Origin of the sequence: Streptomyces sp. NPDC088733 (genome assembly GCF_044751185.1) — a bacterium.
Taxonomy (GTDB): Bacteria; Actinomycetota; Actinomycetes; order Streptomycetales; family Streptomycetaceae; genus Actinacidiphila.
In genome coordinates, this window is sequence record NZ_JBIVLH010000001.1 from 328,229 (window position 1) to 353,707 (window position 25,479).

At 72.6% G+C, this 25,479-nt stretch carries 25 protein-coding genes and 1 riboswitch; of the genes, 12 read left to right on the forward strand and 13 right to left on the reverse strand.

Features of this window, described 5'->3' with window-relative positions:
* Positions 1 to 13 precede the first annotated feature (13 nt).
* The 3 genes from ACIP64_RS01460 (at position 14) to mctP (ending at position 2,832) form a co-directional block, all read left to right on the forward strand.
* Positions 14 to 793 carry a GntR family transcriptional regulator gene (locus ACIP64_RS01460; RefSeq protein ID WP_401581123.1) on the forward strand — a complete coding sequence of 260 codons (780 nt, stop codon included), beginning with the start codon at positions 14 to 16 and terminating at the stop codon, positions 791 to 793.
* Between the two features lie 150 nt (positions 794 to 943).
* Complete coding sequence (locus ACIP64_RS01465; protein WP_401580527.1) at positions 944 to 1,204, forward strand: DUF3311 domain-containing protein; 261 nt, start codon at positions 944 to 946, stop codon at positions 1,202 to 1,204.
* Positions 1,201 to 2,832 carry a monocarboxylate uptake permease MctP gene (gene mctP, locus ACIP64_RS01470; protein WP_401580529.1) on the forward strand — a complete coding sequence of 544 codons (1,632 nt, stop codon included), beginning with the start codon at positions 1,201 to 1,203 and terminating at the stop codon, positions 2,830 to 2,832. The genes ACIP64_RS01465 and mctP overlap by 4 nt, the downstream gene beginning before the upstream one ends.
* 287 nt (positions 2,833 to 3,119) lie before the next feature.
* Here the strand turns inward: mctP and ACIP64_RS01475 are convergent, their stop codons facing one another.
* Positions 3,120 to 4,091, reverse strand: a complete 972-nt coding sequence (locus tag ACIP64_RS01475; RefSeq protein WP_401580530.1) for a helix-turn-helix domain-containing protein — start codon at positions 4,089 to 4,091, stop codon at positions 3,120 to 3,122.
* A 267-nt stretch (positions 4,092 to 4,358) separates the two neighbouring features.
* Positions 4,359 to 4,500: riboswitch (cobalamin riboswitch) on the forward strand.
* 127 nt (positions 4,501 to 4,627) lie between these two features.
* On the opposite strand from ACIP64_RS01475, the gene ACIP64_RS01480 reads away from it, so the two are divergent.
* Together ACIP64_RS01480 and ACIP64_RS01485 are read left to right on the forward strand one after the other, a co-directional pair.
* Positions 4,628 to 7,003 (forward strand): ribonucleoside-diphosphate reductase subunit alpha, encoded by a 2,376-nt coding sequence (locus ACIP64_RS01480; RefSeq protein ID WP_401580532.1) that lies wholly within the window; start codon positions 4,628 to 4,630, stop codon positions 7,001 to 7,003.
* Positions 7,003 to 8,013: a ribonucleotide-diphosphate reductase subunit beta gene (locus ACIP64_RS01485; protein ID WP_401580534.1), complete on the forward strand. Its 1,011-nt coding sequence runs from the start codon at positions 7,003 to 7,005 to the stop codon at positions 8,011 to 8,013. The genes ACIP64_RS01480 and ACIP64_RS01485 overlap by 1 nt, the downstream gene beginning before the upstream one ends.
* Before the next feature lie 52 nt (positions 8,014 to 8,065).
* On the opposite strand, the gene ACIP64_RS01490 is transcribed toward ACIP64_RS01485, so the two are convergent.
* The 9 genes from ACIP64_RS01490 to ACIP64_RS01530 form a co-directional block, all read right to left on the reverse strand.
* On the reverse strand, positions 8,066 to 8,857 hold the full coding sequence (locus ACIP64_RS01490) for a hypothetical protein (RefSeq protein WP_401580535.1): 792 nt from the start codon (positions 8,855 to 8,857) through the stop codon (positions 8,066 to 8,068).
* A gap of 68 nt (positions 8,858 to 8,925) precedes the next feature.
* The gene (def, locus tag ACIP64_RS01495; RefSeq protein WP_401580537.1) at positions 8,926 to 9,546 is read right to left on the reverse strand and encodes a peptide deformylase; all 621 of its coding nucleotides are present in this window, start codon (positions 9,544 to 9,546) and stop codon (positions 8,926 to 8,928) included.
* Positions 9,547 to 9,619: 73 nt separating this feature from the next.
* Complete coding sequence (locus ACIP64_RS01500; protein WP_360907215.1) at positions 9,620 to 10,591, reverse strand: tetratricopeptide repeat protein; 972 nt, start codon at positions 10,589 to 10,591, stop codon at positions 9,620 to 9,622.
* A gap of 231 nt (positions 10,592 to 10,822) precedes the next feature.
* Positions 10,823 to 12,007, reverse strand: a complete 1,185-nt coding sequence (locus tag ACIP64_RS01505) for an HD-GYP domain-containing protein (protein WP_401581126.1) — start codon at positions 12,005 to 12,007, stop codon at positions 10,823 to 10,825.
* 68 nt (positions 12,008 to 12,075) lie between these two features.
* On the reverse strand, positions 12,076 to 13,440 hold the full coding sequence (locus tag ACIP64_RS01510) for an HD-GYP domain-containing protein (protein ID WP_401581129.1): 1,365 nt from the start codon (positions 13,438 to 13,440) through the stop codon (positions 12,076 to 12,078).
* A 166-nt stretch (positions 13,441 to 13,606) separates the two neighbouring features.
* A complete protein-coding gene (gene rsrA, locus ACIP64_RS01515) occupies positions 13,607 to 13,921 on the reverse strand; it encodes a mycothiol system anti-sigma-R factor (protein ID WP_360907217.1) in 315 nt (104 codons plus the stop codon).
* Entirely contained in the window at positions 13,918 to 14,580 is a 663-nt protein-coding gene (locus tag ACIP64_RS01520) for a sigma-70 family RNA polymerase sigma factor (protein ID WP_384278624.1), read from the reverse strand. Before ACIP64_RS01520 ends, rsrA begins: the two co-directional genes overlap by 4 nt.
* A 231-nt stretch (positions 14,581 to 14,811) precedes the next feature.
* On the reverse strand, positions 14,812 to 15,465 hold the full coding sequence (locus ACIP64_RS01525; protein WP_401580539.1) for an alpha/beta family hydrolase: 654 nt from the start codon (positions 15,463 to 15,465) through the stop codon (positions 14,812 to 14,814).
* A gap of 45 nt (positions 15,466 to 15,510) precedes the next feature.
* On the reverse strand, positions 15,511 to 16,326 hold the full coding sequence (locus ACIP64_RS01530; protein WP_401580541.1) for an SOS response-associated peptidase: 816 nt from the start codon (positions 16,324 to 16,326) through the stop codon (positions 15,511 to 15,513).
* A gap of 54 nt (positions 16,327 to 16,380) precedes the next feature.
* Between ACIP64_RS01530 and ACIP64_RS01535 the strand changes: the two genes are divergently transcribed.
* The 4 genes from ACIP64_RS01535 (at position 16,381) to ACIP64_RS01550 (ending at position 19,916) form a co-directional block, all read left to right on the forward strand.
* The gene (locus ACIP64_RS01535; RefSeq protein ID WP_401580543.1) at positions 16,381 to 17,076 is read left to right on the forward strand and encodes a M50 family metallopeptidase; all 696 of its coding nucleotides are present in this window, start codon (positions 16,381 to 16,383) and stop codon (positions 17,074 to 17,076) included.
* A gap of 98 nt (positions 17,077 to 17,174) precedes the next feature.
* A complete protein-coding gene (gene aroA / locus ACIP64_RS01540; protein WP_401580545.1) occupies positions 17,175 to 18,521 on the forward strand; it encodes a 3-phosphoshikimate 1-carboxyvinyltransferase in 1,347 nt (448 codons plus the stop codon).
* A 4-nt stretch (positions 18,522 to 18,525) separates the two neighbouring features.
* Positions 18,526 to 19,527, forward strand: coding sequence for a ribosome small subunit-dependent GTPase A (gene rsgA, locus ACIP64_RS01545; protein ID WP_401580547.1), 1,002 nt, complete (start codon positions 18,526 to 18,528; stop codon positions 19,525 to 19,527).
* Positions 19,528 to 19,592: 65 nt separating this feature from the next.
* Complete coding sequence (locus ACIP64_RS01550; protein WP_401580549.1) at positions 19,593 to 19,916, forward strand: DMT family transporter; 324 nt, start codon at positions 19,593 to 19,595, stop codon at positions 19,914 to 19,916.
* A 16-nt stretch (positions 19,917 to 19,932) separates the two neighbouring features.
* On the opposite strand, the gene ACIP64_RS01555 is transcribed toward ACIP64_RS01550, so the two are convergent.
* Positions 19,933 to 20,571, reverse strand: coding sequence for a TetR family transcriptional regulator (locus ACIP64_RS01555; RefSeq protein ID WP_401580551.1), 639 nt, complete (start codon positions 20,569 to 20,571; stop codon positions 19,933 to 19,935).
* A 123-nt stretch (positions 20,572 to 20,694) separates the two neighbouring features.
* Here ACIP64_RS01555 and hisN point away from each other — a divergent pair, with 123 nt between their 5' ends.
* The gene (hisN, locus tag ACIP64_RS01560; protein WP_360907232.1) at positions 20,695 to 21,492 is read left to right on the forward strand and encodes a histidinol-phosphatase; all 798 of its coding nucleotides are present in this window, start codon (positions 20,695 to 20,697) and stop codon (positions 21,490 to 21,492) included.
* 154 nt (positions 21,493 to 21,646) lie between these two features.
* Positions 21,647 to 22,045, forward strand: coding sequence for a cyclic nucleotide-binding/CBS domain-containing protein (locus ACIP64_RS01565; protein ID WP_401580553.1), 399 nt, complete (start codon positions 21,647 to 21,649; stop codon positions 22,043 to 22,045).
* 80 nt (positions 22,046 to 22,125) lie between these two features.
* Here the strand turns inward: ACIP64_RS01565 and ACIP64_RS01570 are convergent, their stop codons facing one another.
* Positions 22,126 to 23,586, reverse strand: a complete 1,461-nt coding sequence (locus tag ACIP64_RS01570; protein ID WP_401580554.1) for a catalase — start codon at positions 23,584 to 23,586, stop codon at positions 22,126 to 22,128.
* 132 nt (positions 23,587 to 23,718) lie between these two features.
* Here ACIP64_RS01570 and ACIP64_RS01575 point away from each other — a divergent pair, with 132 nt between their 5' ends.
* Complete coding sequence (locus ACIP64_RS01575) at positions 23,719 to 24,129, forward strand: Fur family transcriptional regulator (protein ID WP_360907238.1); 411 nt, start codon at positions 23,719 to 23,721, stop codon at positions 24,127 to 24,129.
* Here the strand turns inward: ACIP64_RS01575 and ACIP64_RS01580 are convergent.
* Positions 24,099 to 25,364, reverse strand: coding sequence for a hypothetical protein (locus tag ACIP64_RS01580; protein ID WP_401580556.1), 1,266 nt, complete (start codon positions 25,362 to 25,364; stop codon positions 24,099 to 24,101). The two genes, ACIP64_RS01575 and ACIP64_RS01580, sit on opposite strands and share 31 nt — an antisense overlap.
* Positions 25,365 to 25,479 lie beyond the last annotated feature (115 nt).

Consider the following 25,479-nt stretch of genomic DNA (forward strand, 5'->3'; position numbering starts at 1 on the left):
GGGAGCACAGGCGATGGACAGCGACGGCGAGACCGGAGCGGCGGTGACGGAGTCCGCGGAGACCGCGGCGACCGCGGCCGGACGAACCGCCCGGGTGCCCAAGTACTACGGGCTCAAGCGCCATCTGCTGGAGCTGACGCAGACGATGCCGCCCGGCTCGCCGGTGCCCCCGGAGCGCACCCTGGCGGCGGAGTTCGACACCTCCCGCACCACCGTGCGCCAGGCCCTCCAGGAGCTGGTCGTCGAAGGACGCCTGGAGCGCATCCAGGGCAAGGGCACCTTCGTCGCCAAGCCGAAGGTCTCCCAGGCGCTGCAACTCACCTCGTACACCGAGGACATGCGGGCCCAGGGCCTGGAGCCCACCTCGCAGCTGCTGGACATCGGCTACATCACCGCCGACGACCGGCTGGCCGAGCTGCTGGACATGAAGGCCGGCGGCCGCGTGCTGCGCATCGAGCGGCTGCGGCTGGCCAACGGCGAGCCGATGGCGATCGAGACCACCCATCTGTCGGCCAAGCGCTTCCCCGCGCTGCGCCGCAGCCTGGCCAAGTACACCTCGCTCTACACCGCGCTCGCCGAGGTCTACGACGTGCGGCCGGCCGAGGCCGAGGAGACCATCGAGACCTCGCTGGCCACCCCGCGCGAGGCCGGACTGCTCGGAACCGACGTGGGGCTGCCGATGCTGCTGCTGTCCCGGCACTCCATCGACACCGGCGGGCAGCCGGTGGAGTGGGTGCGCTCGGTCTACCGCGGCGACCGCTACAAGTTCGTGGCACGGCTGCGCCGGCCGTAGTCCGGTGAGGATGCCGGGAAGTTCCCGGAAGGTTCCCGTCCCTGGAGATCGTTTCCATACCGCAATGCGGACGGGTAGTGACGTGCGCCGGTGCCTGACCTAGATTTCCTGCGCATTACACAGGAGTGAGATCAGGACGGAGCCGCAGCAATGTCCGAGCAACCAACCGGAACTCCGGCCCGGCCACCGGTGGTCACCCCCACCCGTGTGATCGCCGGTGTCTGCCTCGTCATCCCGTTCGTCGCGATGCTCTGGGTCGGCTCGTACGCGACGCTGACCCCCGAGTTCATCGGCATCCCGTTCTTCTACTGGTACCAGATGCTGTGGGTGTTCCTCTCCTCGGGCCTGACGTACACCGCGTACGTCCTGGTCCGCCGTGAGGAGCGGGCACGGAAGGAGGCGTCGAAGTGAAGGACGGGGTCAACGGCGTAGCACTCGCCGTCTTCATCTTCTTCTTCGTGGCGGTCACGGTGCTCGGCTTCCTGGCCGCGCGCTGGCGCAAGGCCGAGAACTCCCTGCACCTGGACGAGTGGGGGCTCGGCGGCCGCAGCTTCGGCGGCTGGATCACCTGGTTCCTGCTGGGCGGCGACCTGTACACCGCCTACACCTTCGTCGCCGTCCCGGCGGCGGTCTACGCGGCGGGCGCGGCCGGCTTCTTCGCCGTGCCGTACACGATCCTGGTCTACCCGCTGGTCTTCACCTTCCTGCCGCGGCTGTGGTCGGTGTCCCACAAGCACGGCTACGTCACCACCTCGGACTTCGTCCGCGGCCGCTTCGGCTCCAAGGGCCTGTCCCTGGCGGTGGCCGTCACCGGCATCCTCGCCACCATGCCCTACATCGCGCTCCAGCTCGTCGGCATCCAGGCGGTGCTGGACGTGATGGGCGTCGGCGGCGGCGCCTCGTCCAACTGGTTCGTCAAGGACCTGCCGCTGCTCATCGCCTTCGGCGTGCTGGCCGCGTACACGTACTCCTCGGGCCTGCGCGCGCCCGCGCTGATCGCGTTCGTCAAGGACACCCTGATCTACATCGTCATCGCCGTGGCGATCATCTACATACCGATCAGACTCGGCGGCTTCGACCACATCTTCGCCAAGGCGGGCGAGGCCTACTCGCAGGTGAGCCCGGCCACCGGCAAGCCCCGCGGGGCGCTGGCGCCCGGCGACACGGCGCAGTGGGCGTACGGGACGCTGGCGCTGGGCTCGGCCCTCGCGCTGTTCATGTACCCGCACTCGGTCACCGCGGTGCTCTCCAGCCGCAGCCGCGACGTCATCCGCCGCAACACCACCGTGCTGCCGCTGTACTCGCTGATGCTCGGCCTGCTGGCGATGCTCGGCTTCATGGCGCTGGCCAGCGGGGTCGGGGCCGGGATCACGGGCTACAACGGGCAGCTGGCGATCCCCCAGCTGTTCGAGAACATGTTCCCGTCCTGGTTCGCGGGCGTGGCCTTCGCCGCGATCGGCATCGGCGCCCTGGTGCCCGCCGCGATCATGTCGATCGCCGCGGCGAACCTGTTCACCCGCAACATCTACAAGGACTTCATCAAGCCCGACGCCACCCCGGCGCAGGAGACCCAGGTCTCCAAGATCGTCTCACTGCTGGTCAAGGTCGGCGCGCTGGTCTTCGTCCTCACCATGGACAAGACGGTCGCCATCAACTTCCAGCTGCTGGGCGGCATCTGGATCCTGCAGACCTTCCCGGCCCTGGTCGGCGGGCTGTTCACCCGCTGGTTCCACCGCTGGGCGCTGCTGGCCGGCTGGGCGGTCGGCATGGTCTACGGCACCTGGGTCGCCTACGGCGTCGCGAGCCCCGCCCAGAAGCACTTCGGCGGCTCCTCCGACACCATCCCGGTCATCGGGCAGATCGGCTACATCGGCCTGACCGCCTTCGTGCTCAACGTGGTGGTCAGCGTCGTCCTCACCCTCGTCCTCCGGGCCGTCAAGGCACCTGAGGGCGTGGACGAGACGGCGCAGCAGGACTACTCCGCCGACGCCGGCGACCCCGACGTCCAGCGGGAACTGCCGGTGGTCGCCGGCCACTGACGGCCGCCTCCGGCCACGGTCGCGGGCCGCCGCCCTGGGACGGGGCGGCGGCCCGTCGTCACGCGGTACGCGCCCGCTCGGGCCGCCGGAAGGCACGGCGGCAGGCCTGCGAGGAGCGCGACCGCGCCTCGGTGGCCGCCCGCCGGTGGGGCGTCGTCCTCACCCTGGTCCTATGGACCCTCAAGGCGCCCGAGGACGTGGACGAGACGGCCCGGCGGGACCACACCGCCGACGCCGGCGACCCCGGCGGTGGCCGCCCGCCCAGGGACAGGGCGACGGCCCCGTCGTCACGCGGTACGCGCCCGCTCGGGCCGCCGGAAGGCACGGCGGTAGGCCTGCGGGGTGGTCCCCACCCAGCGCGCGAAGTGGTGGCGCAGCGTCGCCGCGTTGCCGAAGCCGGCGCGGAGCGCGACCGCGTCCACCGTCGCGTCGGTGGCCTCCAGCAACTCCCGGGCCAGCAGCACCCGCTGACCCAGCAGCCAGCGGTAGGGCGTCGTCCCGGTCTCCTGCTGGAAGCGGCGGGCGAAGGTGCGCGGCGACATGTGGGCGCGGGCCGCGAGCTCGTCCACGCTCACCTCGCGGTCCAGGTGGCGTTCCATCCAGCCGAGTACCTCGCCCACGGTGTCGCATTGGGTGCGCGGCAACGGCCGCTCGATGTACTGCGCCTGGCCGCCCTCGCGGTGCGGCGGCACCACCATGCGCCGCGCTATCGCGTTGGCCACGTCGCTGCCCTGCTCCTTGCGGACCAGGTGCAGGCAGGCGTCGATCCCGGCGGCGGTGCCGGCCGAGGTGATCACCGGGTCCTCGTCCACGTAGAGCACGTCGGGCTCCACGCGGGCCCGCGGGTAACGGGCCGCCAGTTCCTCCGCGTGCCGCCAGTGCGCCGCGCAGCGGCGGCCGTCCAGCAGGCCCGCGGCCGCCAGCACGAAGACGCCCGAGCACACACTGAGCACGCGCGCACCGCGCTCCACCGTGCGGTTCAGCGCCCGCAGCAGCTCCGGCGGGTACTCCCGGCGCACATAGGAGTCGCCGGCCGGCACGGCCACGAGGTCGGCCTCCTCCAGCCGTTCCAGCCCGTGCGAGGTGCCGATGGTGAACCCGCCCGGGGAGGTCAGCGTGGGGCCCTCCGCGGAGGCCACGGCGAAGTCGTACGCCGGCAGCCCGTCGGCCGATCTGTCGAGCCCGAACACCTCGCAGACCACGCCCAGTTCGAAGGGATGGACGCCGTCGAGCAGCACCACGGCCACGTTCTGCAGCATGCGCCCAGCATGGCAGAGGCACGGCAGAGGCGTGGCAGGATTTCGAGGGAGTACGTCAGTCCTGCCACTCCCGGCGGGGGCCGGCGAGGAGCACAGTCGAGGGCATGGAAACGCTTCTCGCCACCGCCACCGCACTGGTCTTCTTCCTCCTCCTGGCGCTCGCCGCCCTGACCGGACACGTCCACGACTCCCGGGACGGCCACGACTGGCACGCGTGAACCGGGCAATCCGTGACCGCTCCGACACAACATCTGGTGGCGCCATGGGCAGGCGCCACTAGATGTATGCTCGACTCCGCTGTCGCCGCAGGGGAAGCCGGTGGGAATCCGGGACTGCCCCGCAACGGTGTGCGGGCGCCTCGGAGGCATGCCCGCGAGTCCGAGTACCTGCCGACGGCACCGTCCGGCGCGCCGTCCGGACGGTGAAGTGTCCGGGCCTCGCGGGTTGGGCCGGCGGACGCGCCGCGGGCATGCCCTGCCCTGCGTGCGCCCCGTCCCTCCCTCCCGCGTCGTCGCCGTTCGAGGGAGAGAGCACACGTGACCATCGCGCCCGCAGCACCCGCCACCGCATCGGACCCCGCCTCACCGGGAACCGAGTTGCTGAGCTCCTTGACGGAGCTGACCGCAGACCTCCCCGACACCGACCCCGGCCGGGTCGCCGCCGCCGCGCTGCGCGGCCGCAGCGCCGCGGCGGACGAGGCGGAACTGCGGGCGCTGGCCACCGAGGCCGCCGCCGGACTGATCTCGGAGGACCCCCAGTACTCCCGCCTCGCCGCCCGGCTGCTGACGGTCGCCGTCGCCGAGGAGGCGGCCGGCCAGGGAGCCGTGTCCTTCTCCGCGTCCATCGCCGTCGGCCACCGCGAGGGCCTGATCGCCGACGGCACCGCCGAGTTCGTGGCCACCCACGCCGCCCGACTGGACGGCCTGGTCGACGCCGCCCTCGCCGGCCGCGCCGACGACCGCTTCGGCTACTTCGGCCTGCGCACCCTGCACAGCCGCTACCTGCTGCGCCACCCGATCACCCGTCAGGTCATCGAGACCCCGCAGCACTTCATGCTCCGCGTGGCCTGCGGACTCGCCGAGGACCACACCACCCGCGCCCTCGACGAGGTCGCCGCGCTCTACGGCCTGATGAGCCGGCTGGACTACCTGCCCAGCTCCCCCACGCTCTTCAACTCCGGCACCCGGCACCCGCAGATGTCCTCCTGCTACCTGCTGGACTCCCCGCTGGACGAGCTGGACTCCCTCTACGACCGCTACCACCAGGTCGCCCGGCTGTCGAAGCACGCCGGCGGCATCGGCCTGTCGTACTCCCGTATCCGCTCCCGCGGTTCGCTGATCCGCGGCACCAACGGCCACTCCAACGGCATCGTCCCGTTCCTGCGCACCCTCGACGCCTCCGTCGCCGCCGTCAACCAGGGCGGCCGCCGCAAGGGCGCGGCCTGCGTCTACCTGGAGACCTGGCACGCGGACATCGAGGAGTTCCTGGAACTGCGCGACAACACCGGTGAGGAGGCGCGCCGCACCCACAACCTCAACCTGGCGCACTGGATCCCGGACGAGTTCATGCGCCGCGTCGACGCCGACGGCGACTGGTCGCTGTTCTCCCCCTCCGACACGCCCGAACTGGTCGACCTGTGGGGCGAGGAGTTCGACACCGCCTACCGCAAGGCCGAGGCGGCCGGCCTGGCCCGCAAGACCCTCCCGGCCCGCGAGCTGTACGGCCGCATGATGCGCACCCTCGCGCAGACCGGCAACGGCTGGATGACCTTCAAGGACGCCTCCAACCGCACCGCCAACCAGACCGCCGAGCCCGGCCGGGTCATCCACTCCTCCAACCTCTGCACGGAGATCCTGGAGGTCACGAACGACGGCGAGACCGCGGTCTGCAACCTCGGTTCGGTCAACCTCGGCGCGTTCGTCGGTGAGGACGGCTCGCTCGACTGGGAACGGCTGGACGCCACCGTCCGCACCGCCGTGACCTTCCTCGACCGCGTCGTGGACATCAACTTCTACCCGACCCGCGAGGCGGCCGCCTCCAACGAGCGCTGGCGCCCGGTGGGCCTGGGCGTGATGGGCCTGCAGGACGTCTTCTTCAAGCTGCGGCTGGCCTTCGACTCCGCCGAGGCCAAGGCGCTGTCCACCCGGATCGCCGAGCGCATCATGCTCGCCGCGTACGAGGCCTCCTGCGACCTCGCCGAGCGCCACGGCCCGCACCCGGCCTGGTCGCAGACCCGCGCCGCGCGCGGTGTGCTGCACCCCGACCACTACGCGACCGAGGAGAACTGGCCCGAGCGCTGGGACGCGCTGCGCGCCCGCGTCGCCGCCACCGGCATGCGCAACTCGCTGCTGCTCGCCATCGCCCCGACCGCGACCATCGCCTCCATCGCGGGCGTCTACGAGTGCATCGAGCCGCAGGTCTCCAACCTCTTCAAGCGCGAGACGCTGAGCGGTGAGTTCCTCCAGGTCAACTCCTACCTGGTGGCCGACCTGAAGAAGCTCGGCGTCTGGGACGCGCAGACCCGCGACGCCCTGCGCGAGTCCAACGGCTCCGTCGAGGGCTTCCACTGGATCCCCGCCGACGTGCGCGAGCTGTACCGCACCGCCTGGGAGCTGCCGCAGCGCGCCCTGATCGACATGGCGGCGGCCCGCACCCCGTACCTCGACCAGAGCCAGTCGCTCAACCTCTTCATGGCCTCGCCCACCATCGGCAAGCTCAGCTCGATGTACGCCTACGCCTGGAAGCAGGGCCTGAAGACGACGTACTACCTGCGCTCCCGCCCGGCCACGCGCATCGCCCAGTCCGCCCGCGCGGCAGCTCCCGCCGCCATCCCCGTCCAGCAGACGACACCCGACGCCGACGCGATCGCCTGCTCCCTTGAGAACCCCGAGTCCTGCGAGGCCTGCCAGTAATGAGCACCACCAAGAACCTGCTCGACCCGGGCTTCGAGCTGACCCTGCGTCCGATGCGCTACCCGGACTTCTACGAGCGCTACCGCGACGCCATCAAGAACACCTGGACCGTGGAGGAGGTCGACCTCCACTCCGACGTCGCCGACCTCGCCAAGCTGTCCGCCGGCGAGCAGCACATGATCGGCCGACTGGTCGCCTTCTTCGCCACCGGCGACTCGATCGTGGCCAACAACCTCGTGCTGACGCTCTACAAGCACATCAACTCCCCCGAGGCGCGGCTGTACCTGTCGCGGCAGCTCTTCGAGGAGGCCGTGCACGTCCAGTTCTACCTGACGCTGCTCGACACCTACCTGCCCGATCCCGAGGAGCGCACGGGCGCGTTCGCGGCGGTGGAGAACATCCCCTCCATCCGTGAGAAGGCGCAGTTCTGCTTCCGCTGGATGGACTCCGTCGAGTCCATCGACCGCCTGGAGAGCAAGGCGGACCGCCGCCGCTTCCTGCTCAACCTGATCTGCTTCGCGGCCTGCATCGAGGGCCTGTTCTTCTACGGCGCCTTCGCGTACGTCTACTGGTTCCGCTCCCGCGGCCTGCTGCACGGGCTCGCCACCGGCACCAACTGGGTGTTCCGCGACGAGTCCATGCACATGGACTTCGCCTTCCACGTGGTCGACACCGTCCGCCGGGAGGAGCCCGACCTCTTCGACGAGGAGATGGGCAAGGAGGTCACCGCGATGCTGGAGGAGGCCGTCGAGGCCGAGCTCCAGTTCGCCCGCGACCTGTGCGGCGACGGCCTGCCCGGCATGAACACCGACTCCATGCGCGAGTACCTCCAGTGCGTCGCCGACCAGCGCCTGGTGCGGCTCGGCCTGCCGGCCCGCTACGGCTCGGAGAACCCGTTCTCCTTCATGGAGTTGCAGAACGTCCAGGAGCTGACCAACTTCTTCGAGCGCCGCGCCTCCGCCTACCAGGTGGCGGTCGAGGGCTCGGTCTCCTTCGACGACGACTTCTGATCCGCACCGCGGGGGGTGGGGCCCGGCCGCATCGGCCGGGCCCCACCCGCGGTCACTTCAGGACGACCGCGTCGGCGGCCGAGGTCGCCTGCCCCGTCGTGGACGTACCGGAGAAAACCCAGCGCCAGCTGCCCGCCGCGGTGGCGGTCATCTTGACGCTCACGCCGCCGCTGCTGTTCGTGGTGGCGGTCTTGACGGTGCTCCACTGCGTGGAGCCGGCCTTCTTGAACTGGAGCCTCACGGGCTGCCCCGCGAAGGTGTGGTACTTCAGGTCCTGCCAGTCCGCCCGCTTGAGCTGGCCCTTGACGGTGAGCGTGCCGCGCTTGGCGACCGGCTCCGGACCGGCGTCGGTGGTGAGCACCGCCCCGCGCCTCACCTTGAACCGGGCGATGTCGTCGCTGATCCAGTAGTCGCCGTCGTTCGCCCGCACCGTGGCGTTGACCTGCCAGAGGCCCGCGACCTGGTTGGCGTTCCAGCCCTCGAAGCCGCCCTCGCCGTACGGCCGGATCCCCTCCGGGTGGATGGCCATGGTGGCCGTGCACACCGACGTGGTGGCGCTCTTCTTCGTGCAGCGGGTACCCGTCCAGCTGACGGGTCCGAACAGGTTCGACCTGTTGAAGGCACTCACGTGCGAGACGCTCTTGACCCCGGAGTTGTCCCTGATCGTCATGACGATCGGGAACACGACGGTGCCCTTCGTCCCCACGCTCACATCGGTGCCGCCGTGCACCACGGTCTTGATGACCCGGATGTCGCCCCGGCCCTCGGCGTGTGCCGCCGGGGCGCCGAGTACCACGAGGGCTGCCGCGCCCGCCGCGACAGCCGTCAGCGCTCTGTTGCGCAATGTCCCTCCCCTGTGTGTCCCCGGCAAGATCGCGCCGGGGAGGACAGGCTCACCGCCCGGGGGAAAGGTCAGTCGTTCGGGACGGTCTCGTACTTCGGCGTCAGCTCCGCCATCTGACGCAGCGCGTCCTTGCGGTCGCGCTTGGAGAGCCGGTCGATGTAGAGGTAGCCGTTGAGGTGGTCCGTCTCGTGCTGGAGGCAGCGGGCGAAGAAGCCGGTGCCCTGGACGACGACGGGGTTGCCGTGCAGGTCCTGGCCGCGGCAGATCGCGAAGTCGGGGCGCGGCAGCTCGGCGTAGGCGCCGGGGACCGACAGGCAGCCCTCGTTGCCGTCGTCGAGGACGCGGCGCTCGGCGGGCAGGTCGTCGATGACCGGGTTGACGATGTGGCCGACGTGGCGGACGCCGTCGTCGTCCGGGCAGTCGTAGACGAACACGCGCAGGTTCACGCCGATCTGGTTCGCGGCGAGGCCGACGCCCTCGGCGGCACGCTGGCTGGCGAACATGTCGTCGACGAGGGCGGCCAGCTCGTCGTCGAAGGACGTGACCGGGGTGCACGGGTGGTGCAGGACCGGGTTGCCGACGACCGTGATGGGGCGGGCCGTGCCGCGCTCGCGGTGGGCGGCCTCACGCTCCTCCGCGCCGGTCACGTCGTCGGTGAATGCGGTCTGCTCGGTGTCCTGCTGCGACATGGTCCGTCGTACGCCTTCCTGGGGCCTGCTTCAACGCTCGATAGCCCATCAAGGGTACGTGCACCCGACCGGATCAGCAGACCTCTTCGAGATCACGCCAGTCCCGGGTGTCCGGGCTGTCCGCCACCCAGCTGTCCAGCAGCCCGCGCACCAGCCCCACGGGGGCGGCGATGCCGCACTCCCGCTCCGGGGCCCACAGGGCGCCGGGGCTGCGGTGGCTGAGGTGCCCGGGGTGGCCGGGCTCACCCTGGTCGTGGGGGTCGCGGGAGGCGTCGGAGCCGTCGTCGGTGGGCATCCGGCTCTCCGAGCAGGTCCGGCACAGCAGCCGAACGGAGGACGACCAGTCCTCGGCGGCGTACCCCGCGTCGGCGGCCAGCTGCTCCAGCGCGTCGCGATCGGCCTCGGTGGCCGCCTCCAGCAGCACCAGCCACGTCGGCACGGGCGAGGGCGCCCACAACTCGATCTCGTCGAAGACCGGGTACGTGGCGCCGTCGGCGGTCCTGCGCTCGCCGTGCGGCACGCCGTCGTGCAGGACGACCTCGCCCCAGCGCCGCCCGGAGGAGGGCAGCGGGATGCTCAGCACCTCGATGCGGGCCGGGTCGAGCCGGCGGCCCCACACCACTTCGGCCTCGCCCTCCGGGGAGAGCCGCACGGTGGAGCTGCCCAGCTCCATCTCGATCGGGCCGGTGCCGGCGGTGTCGGGGCGCAGTCCGTAGGCCTGCCAGGCGCGCCGGGCCAGCGGCCAGTCCTGCAGCGCGGTGGCGGCGATGCCGACGTTCCACCAGTCGGGGGCTCCGGGGGCCCGGTCGAGGAGGGCGACGGCCCGCAGGCCGGCGGTGCGGGCCTGCTCCCAGTCGTGCCGGAACTTGTGCAGCAGGGCGAGGTTGTACCAGGACTCCGAGCGCCAGGGCTCCAGATCCGCGGCGCGGATGAGGAGCGCGCCGGCGTCCTCGTACCGCCCGTCGCTGATCAGGGTGAACGCGCGATCGGTCGCCTGCCGCCAGGTGGCGGAGGGCCGATGGCGTGCCCTGCCGAAGATCCTCAAGGTGTCCCGCCTGCCGTTCGCTTTCGCCGGTGTCCCACGGTGCCCCGTCCGTCCCCCCACATCCCGTGCTCAGCGGTGCTCATCAGTCCTCCTTGCCATCGGCGGGGCCCGTCACACACGGCCGGGCCCGCCGGTTTGCCGGCATGGGCGACATGCGTGCCTCTCGGGCGCTCTGCGCCCCTGCGGGCATCCAACCATGCCCCTTGGTACGCCCGCTCATTACCGGTCGGTTCACTGCCCTTCCCTGGCAATGACCCTGGTCAGCGCCTCGACCACACGGGGGTCGTATTCCTGCGCGGTGTCCAGGCGCAATCGTTCCAGCGCCTGCAGTCCCCGGCCCACGGGCGCCCCGCCCCCGGCCAGGTCCTCGTAGGCGTTGGCCGTACGCACGATCCGCCCGGCGAGCGGCTGTTCGCGGTACGGATCGGCCTGGACCTCCACGATCCGGGCCACCTCCTCGGATGCCCCCGTCCGGCGTACGACGGCCGCTCCGAGCAGGGCGATGCGGCGCCGTTCCGCGGGGTCCAGGGGCGCGGTCGCGCCGCCGGGTACCGGGTCCACGAGGGAGAGTTGGCCGATGTCGTGCAGCAGCGCGGCGTGCTCCAGCGCGGCCAGGGCCCGTCCGCCCAGGCCGAGTTCCCTGCCCAGTGCGTGACTGAGCGCCCCGACCCGGCGGGCGTGGCCGGCCGGGGTGTAGCCGGCGAGGTCGGTGGCCCGGGCGAGCGAGGCGACCGTCGCACGCCGCGTCGCCCGGATCGCGGCGTGCCGCCGGAAGGCGGTCTGCGTCAGCAGCAGCGGCACCGCGCACACCGGCACGGCCCACAGCCCCGCGGCCTCCACCGCCTGCGCCAGCACCGCTCCGCCCGCGCACACCGCCGAACCGACGCCGGGCAGCGCGGCCACCTCGTCCCGCAGCACCGGCGCGAAGGGTTCCCGCGTACGGGCGGCGGTCAGCCAGGCGGCGAGCACGGCGTCGCACAGGATGGTGCTGGCGAGCAGCAGCACGGCGTACACCGGGTGTCCGCCGCTGCCGCCGTACAGCGGCTGCGCGCAGACCGCGGCGAAGCCGGTGGTCAGGACCCGCCGGGCGGCCGCGTCCCACGTCCCGCCGCGCGCCCGCCCGGCGAGGACGGCGCAGCCGACGACCGTGACCACGACGGGCACCGTCCCGGCGCCCACCAGTGCGTACCCCAGCGCCCCGGCGAAGGCCGCGGGCGCCGCCTCCCGGCCGTCCGCCTCGGCGACCCGGAGCACCTCGCCGACCACCACGAGCGCCCCGAACACGACGGCGGACGCCGGATCGGCCACCCCGTGCACGGCCGTCCAGCCGAGCCCGGCGACCGCGGCACCGACGGCGAGGGCGTGCACGGCGTACGCCACCGGCGGGGTCCGCCCGCGGTGGCGGCGGCGCAGCAGCCCGGCCACGGCGTCCGCCGCGGCCGCCGCTGGTGTGGCGCGCCGGTGCCCTCGGCCGGCCGGTTCGGTCACGCCCGCCGCCCCTTGCCGCCGCGGCGGCCGGGCGTCCGGTCCGGGGCGCCGGGGCCGCGGGCGTGCCGGCGCGGTGCGACGACCCGTCCGGCGGCCGGGGTCACACCGGCGGAACCGCCCGCCGCGAAGGGTTCCGGCTCGTCCGTGGTGAGCGCGGGGTTCCAGCCGTCGCGGTCCACGATGCGCACCAGCGCCTCGACCATCTCGGGGTCGAAGTGGCGGCCGGAGCACCGGCGCAGCTCCCCCAGCGCCTCGCCGACCTCCCGGGCGCGCTGGTAGCTGCGTGCGGAGGTCATGGCGTCGAAGGCGTCGGCGACGGCCACGACGCGGGCCGAGGAGGGGATCGCGTCGCCGGCCAGGCCGTGCGGGTAGCCGGAGCCGTCCATGCGCTCGTGGTGGTGGAGGATCGCCGACCGTGCGTCGTCCAGGAAGTCGATGCCGCGCACAATGTCGTGGCCGTAGCCCGGGTGCAGTTCGATGATGCGGCGTTCCTCGGGGGTGAGCGGGCCGTCCTTGCGCAGCACGCGCGTCGGGACGCCGATCTTGCCGATGTCGTGCAGGATCCCCGCGAGCCGCAGGGCCTCCACGCGCTCGGCGGGCAGGCCGATCTCGCGGGCGATCAGCGCCGAGGCCCGGCCGACGCGCTCGCTGTGGCCGCGGGTGTAGCGGTCCTTGATCTCGACGGCCTGCACCAGGGCGCGCACCGTGGCCTGGTGGGTGGCGCGTTCGCGCTGCGCCTGCCCGGCGACCCAGCGCGCGATGTGGGTGGGCAGCAGCGCCAGGACCGCGGCGAGGCCGCCGTACGGGCCCTGCCAGAGCACCGCGGCCAGCAGTCCCACCAGCGCGTACGTGAGGTTCGGCGCGAGGGTGCCGAGCAGGGCGTCGCGCCACGCGGGGACGGGGGGCACGCGTTCCGCGGCGATCAGCACCCCGCCGCTCAGCGCGGCGGACACCAGCCAGAACACCAGCGCCACCCCCGCCGCCGGGAGCAGCAGCCCGGGCAGCCGGTCGGACCGCCCGTCGTCGAGCAGGCCCCGCGCGCCGGCGGCCGCGTACACGGCGAGCGAGAGCTGCGCGGCGTGCCACACCCTGCGCACTCCGCGGGGCTCGCCCCGCACCGGAGCGGCCAGCGCGCCCGGCACCGCCACGAGGGCGGCCGCGCCGGGCGGCAGCAGCAGCGCGGCGGCGAACAGCACCGGCCGCAGCGGGGCCCTCGCGAGCTCCCCGGCGAGGTACAGGGCCGCCAGCGCAGCCGCGGTCAGCCAGGGAACGGCGTCGTACGGCGCGGCGACGAGCGCGCCGCAGGCCGACAGCACGACGGCGGGCAGGTAGACCCGCGCCGCCGGCGGAAGTTCCCGCACCACCCGCATCTCACGCACGTGACGAGGCTAGGGGCGCGGTCCCCGGCATTCGCGGGAGCGGCCGGGATTCCCGCCTTCGGGTGATCCCGCGTGACCTCGCGTGCTACGGACGGGACCGTACGCCGATCCGGCGGTGCCAGGAGGCACCGCCGGATCGCCGGTATGTCTAGGAGGCCGCGGTGGTGGCGTCCCCGCCCTCGAGCGGGCCGGGTACCGGCGCGACCTCGCCCTCGCGGATCAGCTCGATCCGGGTGAGCACCTTGGACCGCAGGTCCGAGGGGACGTCGTCCTGGCCGCAGCACCGCTTGACCAGCTTCTTGACGGCCTGCTCCAAGCCGTACTTCTCCAAGCACGGGTGGCACTCGTCGAAGTGCTGCTTGAACTTGGCGCAGGCGTCGTCGGACATCTCGTTGTCCAGGTACTCGTAAAGATGGTCGAGTACCTCGGAACAGTCCGTCTCATGCGCGTTGCCGCAGCTCATGTGCCCGAGCCCTTCTCGTCGCCCGCGCCCGCCGGGACGAGCCCGCGCTCCCGCGCGTAGTCCTCCAGCAGCGAGCGCAGCTGCCGCCGCCCCCGATGCAGACGCGACATCACCGTACCGATGGGGGTACCCATGATGTCGGCGATCTCCTTGTAGGCAAAGCCTTCGACGTCCGCGAGATAGACCGCGATCCGGAACTCCTCGGGGATCGCCTGCAGCGCCTGCTTCACGTCGGAGTCGGGCAGGTGGTCCAGCGCCTGGGACTCCGCGGAGCGCAGGCCGGTGGACATGTGCGACTCCGCACGCGCCAGCTGCCAGTCCTCGATCTCCTCCGTGCCGCTGCGCTGGGGCTCGCGCTGCTTCTTGCGGTAGGAGTTGATGAAGCTGTTCGTGAGGATGCGGTACAGCCACGCCTTGAGGTTGGTCCCCTCGCGGAACTGGTGGAAGGACGCGTACGCCTTGGCGTACGTCTCCTGCACCAGGTCCTCGGCGTCCGCCGGGTTGCGGGTCATGCGCAGCGCCGCCGAGTACATCTGGTCGAGGTACTCCAGGGCGTCCCGCTCGAAGCGCGCGCTGCGCTCGAGGTCCGACTCCTGGGATACCTGGACCTGCTCGTGTACCTCGGACGTACTGTCGTCGGTGCCGCTGACCGGACCCACCTCCTCCACGACGGTCACGGGGCCATACACCGACCCCACGCCATCGGAGGATATCCCGGGCGGGATCGGTGCGCTGGTCGTGCCCGCCGCACCACCCATCGCCGGCCACTCGGGCCAAGCCAGGTAAGGCGCCTCGGCACGGGCGCGGCATGCGGCTGTCGCCATGCGGCTTCCTCACTGTACGTACGAACTTCTGTCTGGACGCCTCGCACAACACGGCCCGGTCGCGGCTCATTCCCGAAGTCGCGGAAGCTCCCCCAGCCAGCCCAGCACGGCGTCCGTGAGGATCGTCACAGCCTCGTCCTGGCCGAGGTCCGCGGACTTCGGGACGGCGAATCCGTGGTCGGCGTACGGCACCTCGACCGGCTCGTGGCCGGGCGGGAACTCCTCGGGCCTGCCGAAGGGGTCCCGGCCGCCCTGGACGACCAGGGCCGGGACGCCCGCGCCGGTCAGCTCGTCGGCACGGGACCTCTCCGGCCTGCCCGGCGGATGCAGGGGGAAGGACAGCGCGAGCACCGCGGCCGCGCCCAGTGCGTCGGCGGTGCGGCAGGCCACCCGCGCCCCCGTGCTGCGGCCCCCGGCGACCACCGGCAGGCCCGGCGCGGCCAGCGCGGGCCACAGGGCGGTCCAGGCCGCGTCGAGGGTCTTCGGGGCGGGCGCCAGCTTCTTGCCGGCCACCCGCCAGGGCTGCTCGACCAGCGCGACGGTCCAGCCGTGCGGCGGCAGCGCGGCCGCCAGCGCGCGCAGGTCGCGGGCCTCGATGCCGCCGCCCGCTCCGTGACCCAGCGCGACGACGGCGCGGGCCCGGCGCGCCCGGTGCCAGGTGATGCGGGCGTCCCCCACGGGGGTGGGCACGGTCTGGACCGTGTCGGAGATCACGTTCACCGTCGCAGTCTGCCACCGCGGACGGTCGGAACAGCTCAGCACAGCTCAGAACAGGGTCGCCTCCTCCGGCGCCTCGATCGGTTCCACCAGTTCGGGCCCGTTGTTGCGGACGTTGCTGACCTCGGTGCGCACCGGATGGGCGCGCAGCAGCCCGTGGCCCGGCGGGACCAGCAGGGCGCGCAGCGCGCCGGGATCGGTGCGGGCGGGGTCCAACCAGGCGTCCCACCGGTCGGGGGTGAGCCACAGCGGCATGCGGGGGTGGATGTCGGACAGGGCGCGCGGGCCGCCGGGGCGCGCGTCGGCGTCGGCGAAGGGCTCGGTGTCGGCCTCGGTGGTGATGACGGCGCAGGTGACCCACCAGGCGCGGGGGTGCTCGTCGGGCAGGGTGCGGTCGCGCCAGAACTCGTAGAGCCCGGCCATCGCGAAGACCGATCCGTCGGCGGGGGTGACGAAGTACGGCTGCTTGCGGGGCCGCTTCTTCCTGCCCTGCTCCTCCAGCTGCCGCTCGTCCTTGCCGGTGACCCACTCGAAGTAGCCGTCGGCGGGCAGCAGGCAGCGGCGGGAGGCGAACGGCCGCTGGTAGGAGGGCTTCTCGTGCACCGTCTCGGCCCGCGCGTTGATCATCTTCGCGGCGGACTCGGGGGACTTGGCCCAGCTCGGCACCAGGCCCCAGCGCAGTGCGCGCAGTTGCCGGACGATCTCGCCGGTCTCCTTGTCGGGGCGTTCCAGCACCGCGTAGGTGCTGTCGGTGGGAGCGACGTTCCAATTGGGGTCCAGCGCCTCGGTGGGGTCCCATTTGCGCACGTCGAAGAGGTCGACGAGGTCCTCGGGCCGCCGGCTCGCTGCATATCGACCGCACATGAGTGCCAGATTGCCACGGCGCGGGCACAGCCCGCCGTCGTAGGGTGCGGAACCGTGCAGCTCATCGACTCGCTCTTCGGCACCCAGCCCGCGCCCTCCGTCTGGGTGGTCGGCGCGACCGCCGCCCTCGCCCTGGCCGCGGTCCTCCCGCACGCCATATGGCGGCTGTCGCGCAACGCCGTCACCATTGCGCACGAAGGCGGCCACGGCCTGGTCGCGCTGCTGTCCGGACGCCGCCTGCAAGGCATCCGACTGCACTCGGACACCTCGGGGCTGACCGTCTCCCGCGGCAAACCGCACGGCCTCGGCATGGTCCTGACCGCGGCGGCCGGCTACACCGCGCCGTCGCTCCTCGGGGCGGGCGGCGCGCTGCTGCTGGCGGCCGGGCACATCACGCTGCTGCTCTGGAGCGCGACCGCGCTGCTCCTGCTGATGCTGGTCATGATCCGCAACGCCTACGGGGTGCTGACGGTCTTCGTCACCGGCGGCCTCTTCCTCCTGGTGTCGTGGCAGACCGGGCCGCAGGTGCAGGCGGTCTTCGCGTACCTGGTGGTGTGGTTCCTGCTCCTGGGCGGCGTGCGCCCGCTGCTGGAGCTCCAGCAGAAGAGGCGCGGCGGAGCGGCGCCGAGCTCGGACGCGGACCAGCTGGCGCGCCTCACCCACACGCCGGCCGCCCTGTGGATGCTGCTCTTCTACGCGGTCGCGCTGTTCTCCCTGTTCGGGGGCGGCCGCTGGCTGCTGGGGCCGTAGTCCGCGTGTAGCCCTTGCGGGCGGACCCCTGTTTCCGTCAGGTTTCGTCCGCTTTGTGCGCGATTCAGCCTCACGTTCAACCACTAGGCTTGGTTTCCATGACCGGTACTCCCGCGCACACCGCCCTGTGGCCCGCACCGCACGCGTCCGCCCCCGTCGACGCCACGGTCACCGTGCCCGGATCCAAGTCGGTCACCAACCGCGCCCTGGTGCTGGCGGCCCTGGCCTCCGAGCCCGGCTGGCTGCGCCGGCCGCTGCGCAGCCGGGACACCGTGCTGATGGCCGACGCGCTGCGGGCCATGGGCGTCCAGATCGACGAGGTGGTCAACCCCTACGGCGGCGAGGCGTGGCGGGTCATCCCCGCCGGGCTGCACGGCCCCGCGACCGTCGACGTCGGCAACGCCGGCACCGTGATGCGCTTCCTGCCGCCGGTCGCCGCCCTCGCCGACGGCCCGGTGCGCTTCGACGGCGACCCGCGTTCGTACGAGCGGCCCCTGCACGGCGTGATCGACGCCCTGCGCGCGCTCGGCGCCCGTATCGACGACGAGGGGCGCGGCGCGCTGCCGCTGACCGTGCAGGGCGGCGGGGCGCTGGACGGCGGCCCGGTCTCGATCGACGCGTCCTCCTCCTCGCAGTTCGTCAGCGCCCTGCTGCTGTCCGGCCCGCGCTACAACCAGGGCGTGGAGGTCCGCCACACCGGCCCCACCCTGCCGTCGATGCCGCACATCCGGATGACGGTGGAGATGCTGCGGCACGCCGGCGCCAAGGTCGACACCCCGGAGAACGGGGGCGAGCCCAATGTGTGGCGGGTCGACCCGAGCGCGCTGCTGGGTGTGGACGTCACCGTCGAGCCGGACCTGTCCAACGCCCAGCCGTTCCTGGCGGCGGCCCTGGTCACCGGCGGACGGGTCGTCATTCCCGACTGGCCTTCGCGTACCACGCAGCCGGGCGACGCGCTGCGCGAACTGTTCACCCGGATGGGTGGTTCCTGCGAGCTGACCGACGCCGGCCTGGTCATGACCGGCTCCGGCCGGGTGCACGGCATCGACGCCGACCTGTCGGAGGTCGGCGAGCTCACCCCGGGCATCGCCGCGGTCGCCGCGCTCGCGGACTCCGAGTCGGTGCTGCGCGGGGTCGGCCACCTCCGGCTGCACGAGACCGACCGGCTGGCCGCGCTGACCAAGGAGATCAACGGCCTCGGCGGCGACGTCACCGAGACCGAGGACGGCCTGCGCATCCGCCCGCGCCCGCTGCACGGCGGCGTGTTCCACACCTACGACGACCACCGCCTGGCCACCGCGGGCGCGGTTCTCGGCCTGGCCGTGGACGGCGTGCAGGTGGAGAACGTCGCCACCACCGGCAAGACACTCCCGGACTTCCCCGACATGTGGACGGCCATGCTGGGCACCGCACCCGCCGCCCCCGCGTCCCCGGTGCGGGTCTGAGGACATGCGCCGCTACGGCAAGCACACCGACGAGGACGACGTCCGGTCCCGCCCGAACCCCAAGGGCAACCGGCCCCGCTCCACTCTCCGCCCCAAGCACGAGGACGCCGAGGAGGGCTTCGTCCTCACCGTCGACCGCGGCCGGATCACCTGCCTCGTCGACGACCGCACCGTCACCGCGATGAAGGCCCGTGAACTCGGCCGCAAGGGCATCGTGGTGGGCGACCGGGTGGGCATCGTCGGTGACCTGTCGGGCGACAAGGACACCCTGGCGCGGATCGTGCGGGTCGAGGAGCGCTCATCCGTGCTGCGCCGCACGGCGGACGACACCGACCCGTTCGAGCGCGTGGTCGTCGCCAACGCCGACCGGCTCGCGATCGTCACCGCCCTCGCCGACCCCGAACCGCGGCCGCGGCTGATCGACCGCTGCCTTGTGGCGGCCTACGACGCGGGGCTGGAACCGCTGTTGGTGCTCACCAAGTCCGATCTGGCCCCCGCGGAAACGCTGCTGGAGACGTACGCGCCGCTCGGCGTGCCCTATGTGGTCACCAGCCGCGAGAACTTCGACGAGGACGCGACCGCGGCCGTGCGCGAGCACCTGGAGGGCCGGGTCACCGCCTTCGTCGGCCACAGCGGGGTCGGGAAGACCACCTTGGTCAACGCCCTGGTGGAGCGTCAGCGCGCCACCGGCCATGTCAACGCCGTCACCGGGCGCGGCCGCCACACCACCACCTCGGCGCTGGCGCTGCCGCTGCAGGGCGAGGACGGCTGGGTCATCGACACCCCGGGGGTCCGCTCCTTCGGCCTGGCGCACATCGACCCCTCGCGGGTCATCCACGCCTTCCCGGACCTCGAGCCGGGCACGGAGGGCTGCCCGCGGGCCTGCAGCCACGACGAACCGGACTGCGCGCTGGACGCCTGGGTGGCCGACGGACACGCCGAACCCGCCCGGCTCTTCTCGCTCCGCCGGCTGCTCGCGACGCGGGAGCGCAAGGAAGGGGACTGACGGCCGATTTCCGGGCATGCTGTGTGATGATCGCTCATCGACAGACGGAAACGGGAGGGCGTTCGATGGCCTGGCTCCTCGTGGTGGTCGCAGGTCTCCTCGAAACCGGCTTCGCGGTCTGCCTCAAGCTCTCCCACGGGTTCACCCGGCTGTGGCCGACCATCGCCTTCTGCGTCTTCGCGCTCGGCAGCTTCGGGCTGCTGACGCTGTCGCTGAAGAAGCTGGACGTCGGTGCCGCGTACGCGGTGTGGACGGGCATCGGGGCGGCGGGGACGGCGATCTACGGCATGGCCTTCCTCGGTGACGTCGTCTCGACGCTGAAGCTGGTCTCCGTCGCGCTCGTCGTCCTCGGCGCCATCGGGCTCCAGTTGTCCGGCTCCGCGCACTGACCCGCCCTCCCCGGGTTCAGGCGGCCCCGGTCCATCCGCGGCCGAGCATCCCGCGCACCAGCCGGGCCACGCGCAGGCACGCGTCCTCGTCGGTGGCCAGCGGCGCCATGACGTAGGACACGCCCACGCGCACCGCCGCCTCGCACGCCCAGGCGAGATCGGCGGAGTCCAGTTTCGGGAAGCTCCGCTCCATGACCGCGGCGGCGCCGGCGCGCAGTGCCGCCAGCACCTCGGTGGGGGTCAGCGGCAGGTCGCTCTTGCGCGCCCGCGCCCCGGGCGACCGGGGCACCGGGACGCGGGTGATGGCGGCGGCCGGGACGCGGCCCCCGCGGCATCCCGTCAGGACGGCGCGCACCAGGGGGTTGCGGCGGGCCTGCTGCAGGAGCAGGCCGGTCGCCGCGGCGAAGCAGTCGCCGGGGTCGCCGCCCTGCTGGGCGGCGGCGGTCAGGGCGCGCTGGACACCTGCGACGAGTTCGTCGGCCTCGCGCCGCGCGAGGGCCCGCGCGAGGCCCTCCTTGGTGCCGAATTCGTTGTAGAGGGTCTGCCGCGACACTCCGGCGGTCGCCGCGATGTCCACCATCCGGATCGTCGCCCACGACTGGGCAGACAGCGCGGCCAGTGCCGCGTCCAGCAGGGATGCACGCGCTGTCGGCATGATCCGCCTCCACGCCGTCGTCATGCGGCCGTGGGCAAAGAATTGACGCGCTGTCGGTTCGTGTCAACCCTTCGCGCGCACCCTGCGTGACCTCGACAGGCCCCGATCGATACTGTTCGCTCCATGCCGGACTTCAACGACGACCTGCGCCTCGCGCACATCCTCGCCGACGCCGCCGACGCCGCGACCATGGAGCGCTTCAAGGCCTTGGACCTGAAGGTCGAGACCAAGCCCGACATGACGCCGGTCAGCGAGGCCGACAAGCGCGCCGAGGAGCTGATCCGCAGCCAGCTCGGCCGCGCGCGGCCGCGCGACGCCGTCCTCGGCGAGGAGTACGGCTTCGAGGGCACGGGCCCGCGCCGCTGGATCGTCGACCCGATCGACGGCACGAAGAACTACGTCCGGGGCGTGCCGGTGTGGGCGACGCTCATCGCCCTCATGGTGCGCGGCGAGAACGGCGACGAGGGCGTGGTCGGCGTGGTCTCCGCGCCGGCGCTGGGCCGCCGCTGGTGGGCGGTGAAGGGCGGCGGCGCGTACACCGGGCGCAGCCTGTCCTCCGCCACGCGGCTGCGGGTGTCCCGGGTGAGCCGGCTGGAGGACGCCTCGTTCGCGTACTCCTCGCTCGGCGGCTGGGAGGAGCAGGGACGGCTGGACGGCTTCCTGGACCTGACCCGCTCCTGCTGGCGCACGCGTGCGTACGGTGACTTCTGGCCGTACATGATGGTCGCCGAGGGTTCGGTGGACTTCTGCGCGGAGCCCGAGCTCAGCCTGTGGGACATGGCCGCCAACGAGGTCATCGTCCGGGAGGCGGGCGGTCGTTTCACCAGCCTGGACGGCACGGACGGCCCCTACGGGGGCAATGCGGCGGCCTCGAACGGACTGCTGCACGAGCAGATGCTCGGTTTCCTCAACCGCGCCTGAACCGCACGGCCCGGGCCGCCCCCGGTGTACCACCCATCACCCTCCGCACGCCCCTTGCTGCGCGCCGTTCCGCATGTGAACATGAGAATGCGTGAGCTTGTGAATTTGTGAAACAGTTCTCAAGACGGCCCACGACGCAGCCAAGGGGTATCCCATGCTCGTACGCGAAGCCATGAGCACGGTCGTTCTCACGATCGGCCCGGCTCACACCCTCCGCCAGGCCGCCCGGCTGATGTCCGCCCGCAGGGTGGGTGCGGCGGTCGTCCTCGATCCCGACACCTGCGGGCTCGGCATCCTCACCGAGCGCGACATCCTCAACGCCGTCGGTGCCGGACTCAGCCCCGACAACGAACTCGCCGCCGCCCACACCACCACCGACGTCGTCTTCGCCGCACCCCAGTGGACCCTCGAGGAGGCCGCCGCCGCCATGGTGCGCGGCGGTTTCCGTCACCTGGTGGTGATGGAGGACCGCAACGCGGTCGGCATGGTCTCCGTACGCGACATCGTGCGCTGCTGGCATCCCGCGCACTCGGCGGCCGCCTTGGCGGGCTGAGGGCGCGGGGACATGGATCGGAGGGGTTCGGGCGTCTGGACGTACCCGAACCCCTCCTGGTCTGTTAGGGCAAGCGCCCGTCAGCCGCGCAGGGCCTGGACCGCGGCCTCCAGCCGCTTGCCGTAGTCCTCGTCCGCCCGGCGGAAGTTGTCGATCGCCCGCTCGGCGATGTCGTCGCGCGACACCTTGGCGATGAAGCCGGCGAGGTTGGCGATCAGACGCTCCTTCTCACCCTCCGACATCAGCCGGTAGAGGTCTCCCGCCTGGACGAAGTCGTTGTCCTCGGCGTGCGAGGGCGCCTCGTGGTTGCCGGTCCAGCCGGTGACCGCGGTGGCCGACCAGAGCGGGGCGCCCGTCTGGGCCGGTCCGCCGAAGCTGTTGGGCTCGTAGTTCTTGGCGCCGCCGTGCCGGCCGTCGTAGGCGTAGCCGTCGCGGCTGTTGGTGCGCGCCTCGGTGGCGTGCGGACGGTTCACCGGCAGGTGGTCGGCGTTGATGCCGACCCGGTAGCGGTGGGCGTCGCCGTAGGCGAACAGGCGCCCCTGCAGCATCTTGTCCGGGGAGGGGCCGATGCCGGGCACGAAGTGCGCCGGGGAGAAGATCGACTGCTCGACCTCGGCGAAGATGTTCTGCGGGTTGCGGTTGAGCTCCAGTTTGCCGATCTCGATCGGCGGGTAGTCCGCGTGCGGCCACACCTTGGTGAGGTCGAACGGGTTGAAGCGGTAGGCCGCCGCCTCTGCCGCGGGCATGATCTGCACCTGCACGGTCCAGGTCGGGAACTCGCCGCGTTCGATCGACTCGCGCAGGTCGCGCTGGTGCGAGTCGGGGTCGAGCCCGGCGACCCCGGCCGCCTCCTCGGCGGTCAGGTTCTTGATGCCCTGGTCGGTCTTGAAGTGGTACTTGACCCAGAAGACCTCGCCCGCCTCATTGGTCCACTGGTAGGTGTGCGAGCCGTAGCCGTTCATGTGGCGGTAGCTCGCCGGGATACCGCGGTCGCCGAACAGCCAGGTCACCTGGTGCGTCGACTCGGGCGACAGGCCCCAGAAGTCCCAGACGTTGTCCGCCTCCTGGGAGCCGGTGTACGGGTCGCGCTTCTGGGTGTGGATGAAGTCGGGGAACTTGATGGCGTCCTTGATGAAGAACACCGGGGTGTTGTTGCCGACGAGGTCGTAATTGCCCTCCTCGGTGTAGAACTTCAGCGCCCAGCCGCGCGGGTCGCGCACCGCGTCCGCCGCGCCGAGGTTGCCGGCGACGGTGGAGAACCGCAGGAAGGTCTCCGTCTGCTTGCCCACCTCGGACAGGAACGCCGCACGGGTGTACCGCGTCACGTCGGCGGTCACCGTGAAGGTGCCGTAGGCGCCGGCGCCGCGCGCGTGCACCACGCGCTCCGGGATGCGCTCGCGGTTGAAGTGGGCGAGCTTCTCCAGCAGCAGTTGGTCCTGGATCAGGACAGGTCCGCCGACCCCCGCGGTCTCGCTGTTCTGGTTGTCCGCGACCGGGGCGCCTGCCTCGGTCGTCAGCGGGCCGGTCTTGTGAACCGTCACGTCCTTCTCCCTGCGTTCGTCTGTGCGACGGCTGTCGCCGGAACCGATCCTACGATGGACAAGGTCTAAGTCAAGAAGAGGGTCAGAGTCATACGGATTCAGAAACCGGACCGCCGCTGTTAAGCTGGCTGCATGAGTGACCTGCTGGAACGACTGCGCGGACGCGGCTGGCGGATGACCGCGCAGCGGCGTGTCGTGGCCGAGGTCCTCGACGGCGAGCACGTCCACCTGACCGCCGACGAGGTGCACGCACTGGCCGCGACCCGGCTGCCCGAGATCTCCCGGGCGACGGTCTACAACACCCTGGGCGAACTGGTGTCGCTGGGCGAGGTCATGGAAGTCGCCACCGACGGCCGCGCCAAGCGCTACGACCCGAACGCGCACCACGCCCACCAGCACCTGGTCTGCTCCCGCTGCGGCACCATCCGGGACGTCCACCCCGCCGGCAACCCGCTGACCGACCTGCCCGACAGCGAGCGCTTCGGGTTCACCGTCTCCGACGTCGAGGTGACCTACCGGGGCCTGTGCCCCGACTGCGCCTGACGCTGCGCCGAGCGGCGGAGCCGTTCCGCCGCCTTCCGCACGGCGGGCTCCGGCCGCGTCCGGCCGAACCACACCGTCTCCGGCGGCACCTCCCCGGCGACCCTGGCCAGCGCCTCGAAGGCCTCCCTGGCCACGCCCGGGTCCGCGTCCGTCGCCAGCGGCCCCAGCAGGCCCAGCAGCCCCTCACGCGGCGCCAGACGGCCCACCGCACGCACCGCGGCCCGCCGCACCACCGGCGGCCACGGCGTCCGCGCCTCCCGGACCAGCCGCAGCAGCAGCGGCACGTCCGTCCCGTCCCCGCACTCCCCCAGCCCCAGGGCCAGTCCGGCGACCAGCCGCGGCGGACTCTGCGGCCCGCAGCGCACCAGCTGCCTGCGGTACGTCAGCGCGGGCGGCTCGCCCCTGCTGTACAGCCGCCACCTGGCCTGCGCCCGCACGATCCGCGCCGGGTCCGCCAGCGGCGCCGTCAGGCGCGCCGCCGGCACGTCCTCCGGCAGCGCCGCCACCGCCAGCTCCCGCACCGCCGCGGACCGGGCCCACAGCAGGCGGCCCGCCTGGTCCGGGTCGAGCTCCAGCAGCCGCTGCGCACACAGCCGCCGGCACACCTGGTCCGGATCGCGCAGCGCGGTGCGGACCAGATCGCCGCGGACGAACTCCCCCAGCTCCAAGGCCAGTTCCACCCCGAACCGCCGGGTCGCCGGTTCCGCGTCGGCCGCCAGCGCCCGCACGGCCCGCCGCGCCTCCGGAGCCGCGAGCACCTCCCGGTACGCCTCCAGTGCCCCCGCCGCCCGGCGCCTGCCCCGCAGCCGGAGCAGTATCCGCACCGCCGCGGCGGCCTCGTCCGGCGCGGCCCGCAGCGCCAGCGCCGCCACGGCCCGCTCCCGCACCCGGTCCACCCAGTCCGCGGTCCGCAGCGCCAAGGCGGTGGCCACCAGCGGACCGCCCGTGTGCGCCAGGCCCTCCACGGCGGCCTGCCGCGTACGGCCGTCCCGGTCCATCGCGGCCAGCAGCAGCCGCAGCGGATCGGCCTCCCCCGCCGCCGGCGACCACTGCCCCTCCGCAGCCCGCACAGCACGGTCCAGCGACAGCCAGAGCCCCGGTTCCGCCTCCTCCAGCGCCTTCAGCGCCGCCCCCCGGTCGTACGCGCCATCCTCACCGGCCCCCGCCGCCGCGCGCAGCTCCGCCAGCAACTCGGCCACCGCACCGGCCGCGCACAGCCGCCCCCACCGCGTCACGTCCCTGAGTTCCGTCGGCCGCCGCTTACGCCGCCTGCGCAGCAACCCCGCCTCCTCGCGCCGCCGCCCTCGCCACGCCTCCAGCATCCTCCGGCGCCCGGGACCCGCGACGAAA

Coding starts and splice junctions, on each gene's coding strand:
- rsrA (WP_360907217.1), bottom strand. CDS start 13,921: ATGAGCTGCGGCAACGCGCATGAGACGGACTGTTCCGAGGTACTCGAC.
- ACIP64_RS01475 (WP_401580530.1), bottom strand. CDS start 4,091: ATGCTGCAGAACGTGGCCGTGGTGCTGCTCGACGGCGTCCATCCCTTC.
- rsgA (WP_401580547.1), top strand. CDS start 18,526: ATGCGCCGCTACGGCAAGCACACCGACGAGGACGACGTCCGGTCCCGC.
- ACIP64_RS01465 (WP_401580527.1), top strand. CDS start 944: ATGTCCGAGCAACCAACCGGAACTCCGGCCCGGCCACCGGTGGTCACC.
- ACIP64_RS01575 (WP_360907238.1), top strand. CDS start 23,719: ATGAGTGACCTGCTGGAACGACTGCGCGGACGCGGCTGGCGGATGACC.
- ACIP64_RS01530 (WP_401580541.1), bottom strand. CDS start 16,326: ATGTGCGGTCGATATGCAGCGAGCCGGCGGCCCGAGGACCTCGTCGAC.
- ACIP64_RS01550 (WP_401580549.1), top strand. CDS start 19,593: ATGGCCTGGCTCCTCGTGGTGGTCGCAGGTCTCCTCGAAACCGGCTTC.
- ACIP64_RS01555 (WP_401580551.1), bottom strand. CDS start 20,571: ATGCCGACAGCGCGTGCATCCCTGCTGGACGCGGCACTGGCCGCGCTG.
- hisN (WP_360907232.1), top strand. CDS start 20,695: ATGCCGGACTTCAACGACGACCTGCGCCTCGCGCACATCCTCGCCGAC.
- aroA (WP_401580545.1), top strand. CDS start 17,175: ATGACCGGTACTCCCGCGCACACCGCCCTGTGGCCCGCACCGCACGCG.
- def (WP_401580537.1), bottom strand. CDS start 9,546: ATGTCGCAGCAGGACACCGAGCAGACCGCATTCACCGACGACGTGACC.
- ACIP64_RS01460 (WP_401581123.1), top strand. CDS start 14: ATGGACAGCGACGGCGAGACCGGAGCGGCGGTGACGGAGTCCGCGGAG.
- ACIP64_RS01565 (WP_401580553.1), top strand. CDS start 21,647: ATGCTCGTACGCGAAGCCATGAGCACGGTCGTTCTCACGATCGGCCCG.
- ACIP64_RS01485 (WP_401580534.1), top strand. CDS start 7,003: ATGAGCACCACCAAGAACCTGCTCGACCCGGGCTTCGAGCTGACCCTG.